Genomic DNA, 13,394 nt, shown 5'->3' on the forward strand with positions numbered 1-13,394 from the left:
TCAGCCACCAGCCGGGTCAGGCGCTAGACCCGAAGCCGACGCCGGCCGTGGGTGACGGAGTCGGCGTGGGCAGGGTGCTGTTCGCCCTGCCTCAAGCGAACGGGTCTTCCACCCACGGGTACTTGTGCAAGTCGGCGCGTTCGAGCGGGATGTCGGTCATGCGGGGCGCGATCGCGCCGGGGCCGCCCATGTAGATGATCTCGCTCGCGATGGGGGCGAAGGCGCCGTAGAAGTGCTGCGTCGACTTGACGACTATCAAGCGCTTGGCGAGCACGTCGATGCCCATGCCCGTGAACACGTCGGGGCTGAAGACCTGCCCGCGCCGGTCGCTCACCACGACGTCAACGCCGCCCATGCGCAAAGCGGCGGCGGCGCCGCACGGCACCCACAGGGGTCCCGCCTCCTGCGGCCAGTTCTGCACGAGGTCGGGGTTCACGTTCCGCACTTCGGCTTCGACCTCGAGCGTCGGTCCCGAGGTCGCCCCGAGCTTGCCGCCGAGCCTGACCCGTATGCGAGCGCCGACGCCGGCGGCGCCGGCCTGTGCAACGACCTCGGGGTCGTAGATCATGCCGAGGGCAGCGTCCGTGGTGCCGCGCTCGAGGAGCGCGGCGAGCGCGTAGGTGGAGTCGCCTGGGGCGCCCCCACCCGGGTTATCGGCCTGATCGGCCACGACGACGGGCCCCTGGTGCGCTGCCAACGCCTTGTCGAGGGCCGCGTCCAGCGTGAGCGGGTCGAGCGTGACCTCGCGGCGCAGGGCGTGGAACCGCAGACCCCACTCGCGCGCGGCGCGCTCCGCCGCCGCCATGTCGCCGTCGGTCACGGCGAGCATCTTGCAGCCCATGTCGGGCACGTCGCCCCACGGGAAGCCGTGGGCCAGCGATAACGAAAGCACCTCGCCACGCGCCTCCGCGGCCGTCATGGCGTCGACGAAGGCGCGCATGGGCTGAGTCGTGGTCGGGTAGATGCCGATCATGCGGCAATCGAAGAGGGCCATCGTCGGGGTCACCTCGCCGGCCGCCGCCTTGGAGATGAGCCTGAACAGGTCGGCGCCCCGTTCCGCCAGGTCCGTGTGCGGGTACTCCTTGTAGGCCACCAACACGTCGGCCAACTCGAGCATCGCGTCGCTGAAGTGGCAGTGCAGGTCGAACGAGACGCCGATGGGGACCGCGGGGCCGACGACCTCGCGCACGCGCGTTACGAGGTCGACCTCACAGTTGTCGCACCCTTCCGCCACCATCGCACCGTGCAGGGGGAGGAAGACCATGTCCACGGGCAGTTCCTCACGCAACCGCTCCAGGAGTTCGTCACGCAGGCCCTCGTAGGCCGCCCGCGTCACGACGCCCGACGGCTGGGCGAACGCCTGCAGGCCGAACACGAACTCCCAGCCGCGCTCCAGGGTCAGGCGCCTGATCTCCTCCAGGCCGGGCTCCTCCTGGAAGCCCGTTGCCTCGTACTCCGCGCGCCGCACGACCGTGAAGTCCTCCAGGCGCGTCGGCAGGGGCACGAACGTGTTCGTCTCTGTCGACACGGTGCCCGCGAAGACCCGCACGTTGCGCCCGCGCGGCGGCCAGCTCATGCCACGCGCTCCAGCACCCTGAACCCGAAGGTCACGGCGCCGTAGCCCGTGGGGCCGGCATCGATGAACTCCATGAGGCTATCCTGCCCGTTGGCATCGACCACGAGTGAGTCTTCCGCCACCGACCGCGTCGGCAGCATCTGTTTGCCGACCACGACCTCCGGGCCGCCGTCTGCGCCGCGCCTGACGGTGACGTCCACGTCCTCACCACTCACGTACCGACCGACGAGGCGAGCGAGTTGCTGCTCGCTCAGCGGTACCGTGGCGAACTCTTGACGCCGCGTCTCGGCGCTCAAGCCCGCGCCGAGGTTGGCGCCCGTCCAGGCCATCTCGCTCACGGGGCCACCCGTGATGTTGGAGAGAAGCGCGCTGACGACATCGCCCCCTTGGAAGACGGTCAACCAGGCCCCGACCCCCTTGATGTTGCCGCCGTGCTCCACGACCTTGTGACCGTGGTAGTCGGGTTGGACCATCATGCCGTAACCGTAGTGGCGCCCCGGCCAGGTGCGCGCGTGTGGCGCGGTCATGGCCTCTAGCGACGCCGGGGAGAGCACGTCCGGGCGCTTGCCGAGGTAGACCTCCGCGTAACGCGCCAGGTCGCGCGTCGTGGACTTGAGGAACCCCGCGCTCGTCATGGCCGGCGCCTCCCACCAGCCCGGCGTCGGCTCCACGCGCTCGAAGCCGCCGATGTACGAGTAGAGCTCGGTGCTGTCCCCGAGCGCCGCCAACTCGCTCGGATCGAAGACGCTGCGGGTCATGCCGAGTGGCTCGAGCACGTGGCGCCGCACGTACTCCTCGTAGTCCTCTCCCGAGGCGAGCTCCACGATGCGTCCGAGCATGGCGAAGCCGTCGTTGCTGTAACTGAACAGCGTGCCGGGCGCCCGCAGGAGGCGCGGCGCGTCTGCGGCGAGGGCGCTGATGAGCTCGTCATATGTGTCGAGCGGCACCGCGTACTTCTCCGGCTTCATCTCGAGCAGCTCAAGGGATGCGTCGGCGAGCACGCTCCGGGCGAGCGCGCCGTTGAGGTAAGGGAGGGGTGGCAGGCCGCTCGTGTTCGTGAGCAGGTGGTGCAACGTGATGCGCGTGAGGTCGTGGTTGCTCGAACTCGCCAGCGCGGGAAGGTAGTCGGCGGCGGGGTCGGTCACGCGCAGGTCGCCCCGATCGACGAGTTGCATGATGGCTAGCGCCGTGAACGACTTGGTGAGCGAGCCGATCCCGAAGATGGTGTCCGGCGTGACCGGACGTAACGCCTCGCGGTCGGCGTAGCCGACGCCCTCGTCGAACAGGGTCTCGCCACCGCGCTTGACCAGTGCCGCCACGCCAGGGATGCGGCGCTCGCGCGTCGTGCGCTCGAGATAAGCCTTGTATGCGTCTAACACGTTGCTTCTCCGTTCTCAGCCGATCCGCGGATCGAGGACTTCCCTGATGGTCTCGCCGAGCAGTCCGATGGCGAGCACCGCCAGCGTGATCGTGGCCCCAGGTACGGTGGCGAGCCACCAGGCGCGGCGCATGTAGTTGCGCGCGTCGTTGAGCATGGCGCCCCACTCGGCTATGCCGGGCGGCGCCCCGAGTCCGAGGAAGCTGAGGCCGGCAGCCGCCAGGATGGCGGTGGCGACCCCCAGCGACGCCACGACGATCACGGGCTGGACCACGTTCGGCAGCACGTGCCTGAAGAGCAGGCGCGCGGAGTTCGTGCCCAGCGCGCGGCTGGCCTCCACGAACTCGAGTTCCCGGACCGCCAGGGTGGCGCCGCGTGCCAACCTCGTGTAGACGGGCACGCTCGCGAAACCGAGCGCGATCATGACGTTGAAGATACCGGGACCAAGCATGGTGATCACGATGAGCGCGAGCAGGATGTCGGGGAACGCCAGCAGGACGTCCATGACGCGCATGATCACGTTGTCGACGGTGCCCCGGAGGTAGCCCGCCAAGATACCGAGCACCGACCCCACGCCCGCCCCGATGCCGACTACGACCAACCCGACCGACAACGAGATCCTGGCCCCGTGTATGAGCCGGCTGAGGATGTCGCGGCCGAGGTTGTCCGTCCCCAACCAATAACCAGGGGAGCCGGGCGGTAGGTAGCGCGGTCCGTCCATGGACTCGGGCGGGTAGGGCGCGAGCTGAGGCGCGAAGACGGCGGCGATGACGAGGGGGAGCAGCACGAGCACGCCGAACACGAAGCCCGGCTTGCGCAGCAGGCGGAGCATGAGTCGCCGGCGCCTCTGCTTGCGCTCGCTTTCGGTGGTCGAGGCAGGACGGGTGGTCATCAGGACACGTAACGGATCCGCGGGTTGATGAAGGTGTAGAGGAGGTCGACGGTGAAGTTGACGAGGACGTAGATCGCGGCGACGATCAGGGCCACGCCCTGCACGAGCGGGTAGTCGCGGCTCGAGACTCCCTGGACGAGCAGCCGGCCGAGGCCGGGCAGCGCGAAGACCGTCTCGATCACCACCGCACCGGCCAACAGCCCGCCCACCTGCAGCCCGATGATGGTGAGGACCGGGATGAACGCGTTCTTGAACGCGTGGGCGATCAGCACGCGCCTCGGCCACAGGCCCTTGGCGCGGGCCGTGCGGATGTAATCCGTGTGCAGCACGTCGAGCATGCTGGACCGCGTGAGACGGGCCAGGACGGCCGCCGACCCGGTACCGAGCGCGATGGCCGGGAGCACGTAGTACTGCACCCCGCCCACACCGGCCACGGGCAACCACCCGAGGTTGACGGAGAACGTGAGGATGAGCATGAGTCCGACCCAGAACCCGGGCATGCTGACACCGAGCATGGCGAGGCTCATGACGACGAAGTCGAAGGTCCCGCCGAAGCGCGCCGCGGAGATGACACCGGCGGGTATCCCGATGAGCAACGCCACGAGCATGGCGCCCACCATGAGCCCGAACGTGATGGGGAAGCGGCTCGCGACCTCGGTTGTGACGGGCCGCTTCGTGAAGTAGGAGGTGCCGAGGTCGCCCCTGGCGAGCCTAGCGACGAACTGTCCGAACTGCGTCAGGAGCGGCTCGTCCAAGCCGAGGTCGGCGCGCAGGCGCTCGTACGCCTGGGCAGACACTGGCCGGTTGCCGAGCAGCACGCGCGCTGGGTCACCCGGTGTCAGGTGCAGCATGCTGAACACCAGCACCGCCGTGCCCATCAGCACTGCGATGAGCGAGACGAGACGTTGCAGGAAGAAGCGCGCCATCTGGCCTTGCGGCGGCCGGCGAAGAGCAACCGCTGGCCTCGGGGCTCTGCTCCCGAGGCCAGCGGCCGCGTCAGCCGGCTGCTAGCGGGCGATCCAGACTTCTTGCAGCAACGGCGCGCCGATGGCCGTGAAACGCAGCCCCTCGACCCGCTTGTTGGCCGCGCTGAACGTCTCCTGCACGTACACGGGCGCGAGGTAGGCGTTCTCGTTCATTAGCCGCTGGATGTCGTGGAAGACGAGCATGCGCTCCGAGTCGACGAGGGTGGTGCGGCTGGCGTCAAGCAGGCGGTCGAGTTCGGGGTCGTTCACGGCGCCCAGGTTCAGACCGTTGGGGTGCTGAGAGGAGTGGGCGAGGAAGTAGAGCACGTCAGCGTCGTCGTAGGTCCAGCTGAGCGGCGCGATCTGGTAGTCGCCCTCGATGATCATGGGCATCTGCAGCGAGCGCTCGTAGCTCTCGACGGTGGCGTCGACGCCTATCGCCTTGAGCTGGTTCTGGAGCAGTTCAGAGGCCAACACCATTTGAGACACGGTGTACGCGACGATCCGGATGGTGAGTGGTTGGCCGTCCTTGGCGCGCACCCCGTTAGGCCCCATGGTCCAGCCGGCGGCGTCGAGCAGTGCGCCGGCGGCTTCGCGATCGAAGTCGTAGTCGGTGGCCGCGCTGTCCGGGTCGTACCCGGGGATGGAGGGCGGCAGGACGCCGGTGGCAGGGATGCCGTGCCCATCGACTACCCGGTCGATGAAGAACTGCTTGTCGATGGCGTGGTTGAACGCCTGCCGCACCCGGATGTCGGCCATGATGGGATCGCGCAGGTTGAAGATGAACTCGAGCCCGATGCCACTGCTGAGGCTGGAGTAGACGTTGAAGCTGGGGTTGTCCTGGAACAGCGCCAGGTCGACGGCCGGCACGTCAGCGTAATCGACTTCGCCCGCTTCCAGCGCCGCGACGAGGGTGCCCTGCTCTGGCAAGTACCGGAACTCGATCTCATCGGGGTAGGGGGCGCCTTGGTTCTTGAGGTAGTAGGGGGCCCAAGCGAAGTCCGGGTTCCGTTCCAGGGTGATGGAGTAGCCCGCCACCCACTCCTTGAAGCGGTAGGGCCCGACGCCAACGGGCGCGCGCCCGTAGTCGGCGCCCGCTTCCTCGACGGCGCGCCGTGAGAGCGGCTGGAGGTAACCGGAGTTGCTCAGGTTGCGCAAGAACACCGCGCTGGGTTCCTTGAGGTGGACGACGAGCGTGTAGTCGTCGGGCGCCTCGACGCTCTCCACCCCGGCCAGCATGTCGCCGGAGACGGTCGCCTCGGTGGCGGGGTCGAGGGCGCGCTCGTACGTGTACTTGAAGTCGGCCGCCGTCAACGGGTCGCCGTTATGGAACTTGACGCCGGGGTGGATCTTGAACGTGAACGTCAGGCCGTCTGCCGACTGCTCCACGGAGTCCGCCAGGCCCGGGCCCAGGGCGAGGGTGTCAGGGTCGATCGTCATGAGGCTGCCGCCTACGAGTGACAGCACCTCGTCGGCGGCGGACTCGCCGGTCTTCTGCGGATCGAGGATCGAGGGGGCGGCGCTGCGGCCGACGACGAAGCGCCCGCCGTACTCCTGTGCGAACGCCACACCCACGAGGGCGGCTGCCAGAGCCAGCACCACGGCGAGCCGGAACGCCGTGACGACCGACCTCGACCGACCAGTACTACGTGAAGCCTGCATGCACTCCTCCTTACGAGAACAGCCTTGCTCGATGCTTGGCGACTTTCGGGTTCCTCGACGCCCGCCAACCGTTGCAAGGGTTATTGCCGCAATGATAAACTCTGAGAAGAACTTTGCCAAGCCGCCTAGGGCCGTTCCGCCTTCACGCTCTAGGCGTGCGGCCCGAACCGCTGGCCGCCGCGAGCGATGGGATCCCAGGCCTTGACCGTCATCGACCAGATCCGTGAGCACTACCCGGCCCTCAGCCCCACCGAGCAACGGATCGCGAGACATTACCTGCAGCACGGTAGGGTGATGGTCTTCGCCAGCGCCAGCCAGGTGGCCAGGCGCCTCGGGATCTCGACCTCCACCATAGTGCGCTTCGCGCAACAGCTCGGCTACTCTGGTTACGTCGAGCTGCAAGAGCGCATGCAATCCGAGTACGACGCGGCCCGCCGCCTCGTCAGCGTGAAGGTGGCGCGCGAGGACCTGATCGAACACGTCGTCAGGCAGGACGCCGAGAACATCGCGAGCGTCTTGCGTAACGAGGAAGCCTTGATCAGCGCCGGCATCGCCCTGGCGAACGCGCCGCGCGTGTGGGTCACGGGGAGCCGCTCCAGCGGCGACCTGGCCAGCATCGCGTGGCGCCTCCTCAACATGGTGCGGCCGAACGTCACACTGTTGGACCCGAACGCCGCCGACGTGGCCGACCGCATCATGGACTTAGAGCCAGAAGACGTCCTGCTGGTGTTCAGCATGAGCCGCTACGCCCAGGAGATGGTGCAGCTCGTCGAACTCGCGCCCCCTAGGGCCGGCACGGTCCTGGTGACCGACGAACACGTCTCGCCCCTGCTGCCGTTCGCGGATTGGCCGATCAGCGTGGCCACGCAGCCTGCCGCCATGTTCCGGTCCCTCACGGCCGTCATGACGGCGCTCCAGGCGCTCGTGGCCGCTACGGCCCGCGAGATCGGGGATGAGCAAGTCGACGCCCGCCTCGCGAAGGCGGAGGAGTTCTGGGCGCGGTTCGGGACCTTCTCGTCTCACTTGGGTCGTCGGTAGCCAACACCACTGAGGAGGAAGTAGTGACCAACATGGGCTTGTCACCGCTGCGCGGCCTGGCCGCGCTTCGCGACGTGAAGACCAGGCGTTTCTCGAGCTTCGACGTGACCGGCGGCAACGATGACCGCCTGCACATCCAACCCGGCGAGACCGTGACGATCGCGGAGACCGCGGGGGCGGGCATCGTCACGCACCTGTGGGTGACCATCAGCTGCCAGAGCCCCAACTACCTCCGCAAGATCGTCCTGCGCGCGTACTGGGACGGCGAGGAGCATCCCAGCATCGAATGCCCCATCGGCGATCTCTTCGGCATGGGCCACGGGCAGACCCGCAACTTCGCTAGCTTGCCCCTGCAGATGAGCCCGCAGGACGGCAAGGCCTTCAACTGCTACTTTCCCATGCCGTTCGCGAACGGCATGCGCTTCACCATCACCAGCGAGTGCGAGCACCAGGTGCTCTTCTACTACTACCTGGACTTCGAGGTCCATGCGGCCCTCCAACCCCAGCTGGGGCGCTTCCACGCCCAGTGGCGGCGCGCCATCCCGAACGGGGAGGACCCGAGCGGCATGAGCAGCGAGGAGTTCCTGTTCATGGGGAAGAACTCGGACCCCGCCAAGAACTACACGATCCTCGAGGCCGCCGGGCACGGCCATTACGTGGGGTGCCTGCTGTCCGTCTACTCGCTGAGGCGCTCGCGCGAGTGGGACTGGTACGGCGAGGGCGACGACATGATCTTCGTCGACGGCGAGCCCGGCCTCATCGCCCCGAAGTTCGCCGGCATGGAGCCGGACGCGTTCGACCCGGGCCCCATGCTCGCCGCCAAGCCCGAGTCCGCGCCGGGCGCCAACGACCAGTGGCCACCCACGCTGCACGGCACCGGCACGGAGGACTACTTCAACACCGCCTGGTGCCCGACGGAGGAGTACGCGGCGCCGTACCACGGCATCATCGCTGCAGGGGGACCCAACTGGACGGACCCCGTGACCCTGTACCGCTTCCACATCGAGGACCCGGTCGTGTTCAAGCGCAACATCCGCGTCAGCATCGAGCACGGCCACAAGAACCGGCGCAGCGACGAGCTCTCGAGCGTGGCCTTCTGGTACCAGGCCGAGCCCCACCTGCCGTTCCCGGCCTTCCCCGCCGCCGCCGACCGCCTTCCCGCGTTCCGCCGACCGTTCGAGCAAAGATGAGGCGGGGGCGATGACGCCCGGCCACGGCAACCCGAGCGGCCGGATCCGCGAGGTGCACCTCGTCGCCAGCGGCGACCTGAGGTTGGCCGCGAACCAAGCGGGCTGGCCCGCGCAGCAGGCGCTCGAAGAGGCCCTGGGGCGGGCGCTAGCCGCCGAGGGCGTGACCGTCGTGCGCGCCCACGCGTTCGATCCGGACGAGGGCCACGGCTTCATCAGCAGCCAACGCATGGGCATGGACGTGTTCCAGCACGTGCCCACCGGTGCCGCCGTCGTCGTGGCGGAGGCCGTGTGGCAGTACAGCCACCACGTGTTAGCCGGCCTGCGCGCCCACCGCGGCCCCATACTCACGGTCGCCAACTGGAGCGGCACCTGGCCCGGGCTCGTGGGACTCCTCAACCTGAACGGTTCCCTCACGAAAGCCGGCGTGCCCTACAGCAGCCTGTGGAGCGAACGGTTCGAGGACGCGGCCTTCTTACGCGGCCTGCGTGAATGGCTGGACACGGGCCGCGTCACGCACGACGAGAGCCACGTGCGCCCGCTGAACGCCGCCGCCCTCCCTCCGCAGGCCGTCGAGCTTGGCCGGCAGGTGGCGGCCGACCTGAAGGCACGCATGGTCATCATCGGCGTCTTCGACGAAGGCTGCATGGGCATGTACAACGCCATCATCGACGACGAGTACCTGAACCCGCTCGGGATCTACAAGGAGCGCCTGTCACAGTCGGCGCTGGTGGCGGCCATGCGGGGCGTGCCGGAAGCCGAGGCACGCGCTGCGCTCACCTGGTTGCGGGGTCGCGGCATGCGCTTCGACTTCGGCAGCGACCCGACCACCGACTTGACCGAGGAGCAGGTCCTCGAGCAACTCAAGATGTACGTCGCGGTGGTGCGCATGGCGCACGCCTTCGGCCTGGACGCCGTGGGCATCCAGTACCAGCAGGGCCTCAAGGACATGGTGGCCGCGAGCGACCTCGTGGAGGGGCTGCTCAACAACGTCGACCGGCCACCCGTAAGGCACGCCGCGACGGGCGAGGAGCTCTACGCCGGCCAAGCCCTCCCCCACTTCAACGAGGTCGACGAGGGCGCCGCCGTCGACGCGCTCGTCACCAACCGCGTGTGGCGTCGGCTCGGCTTCGACGAGGCCAACACGCTCCACGACCTCCGTTGGGGCGAACGCTTCGCGGCCGACGACCTTGACGCGTTCGTGTGGGTCCTCGAGATCTCCGGCGCCGTCCCGGCCTCGCACTTGAGGGGCGGTTACGGCGGCGCCACCGGGCTGCGCCAGCCGGCCGTCTTCTTCCCACGAGGCGGCAGCACGCTCTCCGGCGTGGGCAAGGCCGGTGAGCTCGTCTGGAGCCGCGTCTACCTCATGGGTGGCCGGCTACACGTCGACCTGGGCCGCGGCCGTGGCGTAGACCTGCCTGACGCCGAGACCGAACGCAGGCGCGCGGCCACGAACCCCGAGTGGCCCATCCTCCACGCCGTACTCGACGGCGTGACGCGCGACCAGATGATGGCGCGCCACCGAGCGAACCACCTCCAGGTGGCGTACGCCCCGACCGCGAACGACGCCGACCTGGCCTTGGCGGCCAAGGCCGCCGCGTTCGACGAGCTGGGCCTCGCCGTCCACCTCTGCGGGCAGGTGGGTGTCGACTGATGGCCGAAGTCCTCCTCGGCATCGACGTGGGCACCTACTCCTCCAAGGGGGTGCTCACCGACCTGAACGGCGCCGTCCTGAAGAGCCACGTGGTGGAGCACGGGGTGTCGTTCCCCCAGCCGGGCTGGGCGGAACAGGACGCGGACGCCGTCTGGTGGCACGACACGCGCGTCATCTGCCGGGAGCTGCTGAACGGCGCCCCCTACGCCGGCGCCGACGTGGCGGGCGTGGCGGTCAGCGCCATCGGGCCATGCCTCCTGCCGCTCGACCGCGACGGTGCCCCGCTCCGCCCCGGGATCCTCTACGGCGTCGACACGCGCGCCAGCGACGAGATCGAGCTGCTGAACCGGGAACTGGGAGCGGAGCAGATCTTCGAGTTCTCCGGCATGGCGCTCACGAGTCAGGCCATCGGGCCGAAGATCCGGTGGTTGCAGCGGCGCGAACCCACCGTGTGGCAGCGCACGAAGCGTCTCACGACCGCCAGCAGCTACCTCGTGTCCAGGCTCACGGGCGAGCACGTCATGGACCGTCACACGGCCAGCCACTACATGCCGCTCATGGACATCGCGGCACTCGAGTGGTCGGAGCGCTACGCCGCGGCAGTGGCGCCCCTGGAACTGCTGCCGCGCCTGGGCTGGAGCGACGAACTCGCGGGCCTCGTCACGCGCGCGGCCGCCGCCGAGACCGGCCTGAAGGCGGGCACGCCCGTGGCGGTCGGCGCCGTCGACGCGCTCGCGGAGGCCGTCAGCGTCGGTGCCACCCAACCAGGCGACCTGATGATCATGTACGGCTCGACGACGTTCTTCATCCTGGTGCTGCCCACACCGGTGCCGGACCCGCGGACTTGGACCACCGCCGGCGCCTTCGCAGGCCAGTACGCCCTGGCGGCCGGCATGGCCACCACCGGTTCGTTGACGCACTGGTTCCGCGACCAACTGGCCCGAGACCTGCCGCCGGAAGAGGCGTTCGAACGCCTCTTCCAAGGTGTGGGCAGCGTGCCGGTCGGAAGCGGCGGCCTGGTGCTGCTGCCCTACTTCAGCGGCGAGCGCACTCCCCTGAACGACCCGCTGGCCCGCGGCGTCATCGCGGGCCTCGACCTCACCCACACCCGCGAGCACCTGTTCAGGGCCCTACTCGAAGGCGTCGCCTACGGTGTCAGGCACAACCTCGAGACCTTCGCCGCGCTCGGCGCAACGCCCAAGCGCATCGTGGCGGTGGGCGGCGGGGCCCGCGGGAGCACCTGGCTGCAGATCGTGTCCGACGTGAGCGGGCAGACGCAGCTCGTGCCCGAAGTGACGCTCGGGGCGAGCTACGGCGACGCGTTCCTGGCAGGCCTCGCGGCGGGCGTCCTGAAGCGCGCCGATCTCTCGGGCTGGGTCAGGATCAAGGACCAGGTGCGCCCCGTGCCGGAGGACTCGGAGCGCTACGAACCGTATTACCGGGACTTCCTGAGGCTGTACGCGGGGACGGCCCCGGTGGTTCACGCCCTGGCGAGCCGGCAGCGGGACCGGACTACTCCGGCCTGAGGAGCGGGAACAGGATCACGTCCCGGATACTGGGCACGTCGGCCAGTAACATGGCCAACCGGTCGATACCGAGGCCCAGGCCCCCGGTCGGTGGCATGCCGTACTCGAGCGCCGTCAGGAAGTCCTCGTCGAGCATCTGCGCTTCCTCGTCGCCGGCGTCGCGCAGCGCCTGCTGGCGCTCGAAGCGCTCCCGCTGGTCGAGCGGGTCGTTCAGCTCGCTGAAGGCGTTGCCGAGCTCCATGCCGACGGCCACCGGCTCGAAGCGCTCGACCAGGCCCGGGCGGCTGCGGTGGCGCTTGGCCAACGGGCTGATGGCCTCCGGGTGGTCCATGACGAACACGGGTCCGACCAGGTTGGGCTCTACGTAGATGTCGTAGAGCTTGTCGAAGAGCTGGTTCAGGGGGCGCTGCGCCAGCGGCAGCTCGCCCGCCGCGGCGCCGGGGTGCTTCTCGGCGGTCCATGCCCGCAGGCGCGCCTCGTCGAGCGGGTCGAAGTCGAACCCGGCGCGCTTGGCGAGCTCGCCGGTGTAGTCGACGCGCGGCCACGGCGGCGTGAAGTCCAGGACCGTGCCCTGGTAGGTGAGCTTCGTGGTGCCGAGCAGCTCGCGCACGAGCCCGGAGTACATGGTCTCGACGAGCGCGAGGATGTCGAGGTAGTCCTTGCCCGCCCAGTACAGCTCGAGCATCGTGTACTCGGGGTTGTGCTTGTAGCTGATCCCCTCGTTGCGGAAGTTGCGGCCGATCTCGTAGACGGCGTCGAAGCCGCCCACGATCAGGCGCTTCAGGTAGAGCTCGAGCGAGATGCGCAGGTGGAAGTCGTAGTCGAGCGCGTTGTGGTGGGTGACGAACGGGCGCGCCTCCGCGCCGCCAGGCACGGCCTGCAGCACGGGCGTCTCGACCTCGAGGAAGCCGAGGTCGTCGAGGTAGCGGCGGATGTAGCTCGTCGCCTTGCCGCGCAGCTCGAAGGCGCGCTTCACCTCGGGGTTGACCATGAGGTCGAGGTAGCGCTGGCGGTACCGGGCTTCCTTCTCCGTGAGGCCGTGGTGCTTGTCAGGCAGCGGCCGCAGACTCTTGACCAGGGGCCTGAACGCGTCGGCGTCGACCGTAAGCTCGCCCGTCTTGGTGGCGTACAGCGTGCCGCCCACCTCGAGCCAGTCGCCCAGGTCGACCTTCTTGAGCGCGTTGTACGCCTCCAGCTTGTCCTTCTGGAAGGAGGCCTGGATGCGCCCGCCGGAGCCGTCCTGCAGCGCGGCGAAGGTGAGCTTGCCGAGCATGCGCAGGAGCATGACGCGGCCGGCAACGACGACGCGCTCGTCGCCGAGCCTCTCGCCCGGCTCTGGGGCCGGGTGCAGCTCGTGCAGGCGCGCGGCCGTGTGCGTAGCCGCATAGCCGTACGGGTACGCCTCGAAGCCGCGCTCCGCGAGCGCCTCGAGGTTGCGCAGGCGCTGGTCGCGCTGCTCGTTGAGCGAGCGCTGCTCCGGCCGCCTGTCTGGGTTATCGCTCATCGCGCTCGCCGC

General features: G+C 68.9%; 10 protein-coding genes. 4 read left to right on the forward strand and 6 right to left on the reverse strand.

Features of this window, described 5'->3' with window-relative positions; translation table 11 throughout:
- Positions 1-91: 91 nt before the first annotated feature.
- The 5 genes from M9914_03780 to M9914_03800 all read right to left on the reverse strand — a co-directional run bounded on the left by M9914_03780 (position 92) and on the right by M9914_03800 (position 6,473).
- Positions 92-1,576 carry a M81 family metallopeptidase gene (locus M9914_03780; protein ID MCO5173290.1) on the reverse strand — a complete coding sequence of 495 codons (1,485 nt, stop codon included), beginning with the start codon at positions 1,574-1,576 and terminating at the stop codon, positions 92-94.
- Positions 1,573-2,955, reverse strand: coding sequence for a beta-lactamase family protein (locus M9914_03785; GenBank protein MCO5173291.1), 1,383 nt, complete (start codon positions 2,953-2,955; stop codon positions 1,573-1,575). Before M9914_03785 ends, M9914_03780 begins: the two co-directional genes overlap by 4 nt.
- A 15-nt stretch (positions 2,956-2,970) precedes the next feature.
- A complete protein-coding gene (locus tag M9914_03790) occupies positions 2,971-3,846 on the reverse strand; it encodes an ABC transporter permease (protein ID MCO5173292.1) in 876 nt (291 codons plus the stop codon).
- The gene (locus tag M9914_03795) at positions 3,846-4,772 is read right to left on the reverse strand and encodes an ABC transporter permease (GenBank protein MCO5173293.1); all 927 of its coding nucleotides are present in this window, start codon (positions 4,770-4,772) and stop codon (positions 3,846-3,848) included. Before M9914_03795 ends, M9914_03790 begins: the two co-directional genes overlap by 1 nt.
- Positions 4,773-4,853: 81 nt before the next feature.
- Positions 4,854-6,473 (reverse strand): ABC transporter substrate-binding protein, encoded by a 1,620-nt coding sequence (locus M9914_03800; GenBank protein MCO5173294.1) that lies wholly within the window; start codon positions 6,471-6,473, stop codon positions 4,854-4,856.
- A gap of 201 nt (positions 6,474-6,674) precedes the next feature.
- Here M9914_03800 and M9914_03805 point away from each other — a divergent pair, with 201 nt between their 5' ends.
- Genes M9914_03805 through M9914_03820 form a run of 4 tightly spaced genes read left to right on the forward strand, consistent with a single transcriptional unit; the run spans position 6,675 to position 11,878 of the window.
- Positions 6,675-7,511, forward strand: coding sequence for a MurR/RpiR family transcriptional regulator (locus M9914_03805; protein ID MCO5173295.1), 837 nt, complete (start codon positions 6,675-6,677; stop codon positions 7,509-7,511).
- Between the two features lie 32 nt (positions 7,512-7,543).
- The gene (locus tag M9914_03810; protein MCO5173296.1) at positions 7,544-8,701 is read left to right on the forward strand and encodes a DUF2961 domain-containing protein; all 1,158 of its coding nucleotides are present in this window, start codon (positions 7,544-7,546) and stop codon (positions 8,699-8,701) included.
- A gap of 10 nt (positions 8,702-8,711) precedes the next feature.
- Positions 8,712-10,352: a fucose isomerase gene (locus tag M9914_03815; GenBank protein MCO5173297.1), complete on the forward strand. Its 1,641-nt coding sequence runs from the start codon at positions 8,712-8,714 to the stop codon at positions 10,350-10,352.
- Positions 10,352-11,878 (forward strand): FGGY-family carbohydrate kinase, encoded by a 1,527-nt coding sequence (locus M9914_03820; GenBank protein MCO5173298.1) that lies wholly within the window; start codon positions 10,352-10,354, stop codon positions 11,876-11,878. The genes M9914_03815 and M9914_03820 overlap by 1 nt, the downstream gene beginning before the upstream one ends.
- Here the strand turns inward: M9914_03820 and lysS are convergent.
- Positions 11,865-13,382 (reverse strand): lysine--tRNA ligase, encoded by a 1,518-nt coding sequence (gene lysS / locus M9914_03825; protein ID MCO5173299.1) that lies wholly within the window; start codon positions 13,380-13,382, stop codon positions 11,865-11,867. The two genes, M9914_03820 and lysS, sit on opposite strands and share 14 nt — an antisense overlap.
- Positions 13,383-13,394: the final 12 nt, after the last annotated feature.

Source organism: Trueperaceae bacterium (genome assembly GCA_023954415.1).
Lineage (GTDB): Bacteria > Deinococcota > Deinococci > Deinococcales > Trueperaceae > JAAYYF01.

What these genes read in the sequence shown, in the direction of transcription:
- M9914_03780 (MCO5173290.1), bottom strand. Translation starts at nt 1,576, where the DNA reads ATGAGCTGGCCGCCGCGCGGGCGCAACGTGCGGGTCTTCGCGGGCACC.
- M9914_03790 (MCO5173292.1), bottom strand. Translation starts at nt 3,846, where the DNA reads ATGACCACCCGTCCTGCCTCGACCACCGAAAGCGAGCGCAAGCAGAGG.
- M9914_03795 (MCO5173293.1), bottom strand. Translation starts at nt 4,772, where the DNA reads ATGGCGCGCTTCTTCCTGCAACGTCTCGTCTCGCTCATCGCAGTGCTG.
- M9914_03800 (MCO5173294.1), bottom strand. Translation starts at nt 6,473, where the DNA reads ATGCAGGCTTCACGTAGTACTGGTCGGTCGAGGTCGGTCGTCACGGCG.
- M9914_03810 (MCO5173296.1), top strand. Translation starts at nt 7,544, where the DNA reads ATGGGCTTGTCACCGCTGCGCGGCCTGGCCGCGCTTCGCGACGTGAAG.
- M9914_03815 (MCO5173297.1), top strand. Translation starts at nt 8,712, where the DNA reads ATGACGCCCGGCCACGGCAACCCGAGCGGCCGGATCCGCGAGGTGCAC.
- M9914_03820 (MCO5173298.1), top strand. Translation starts at nt 10,352, where the DNA reads ATGGCCGAAGTCCTCCTCGGCATCGACGTGGGCACCTACTCCTCCAAG.
- lysS (MCO5173299.1), bottom strand. Translation starts at nt 13,382, where the DNA reads ATGAGCGATAACCCAGACAGGCGGCCGGAGCAGCGCTCGCTCAACGAG.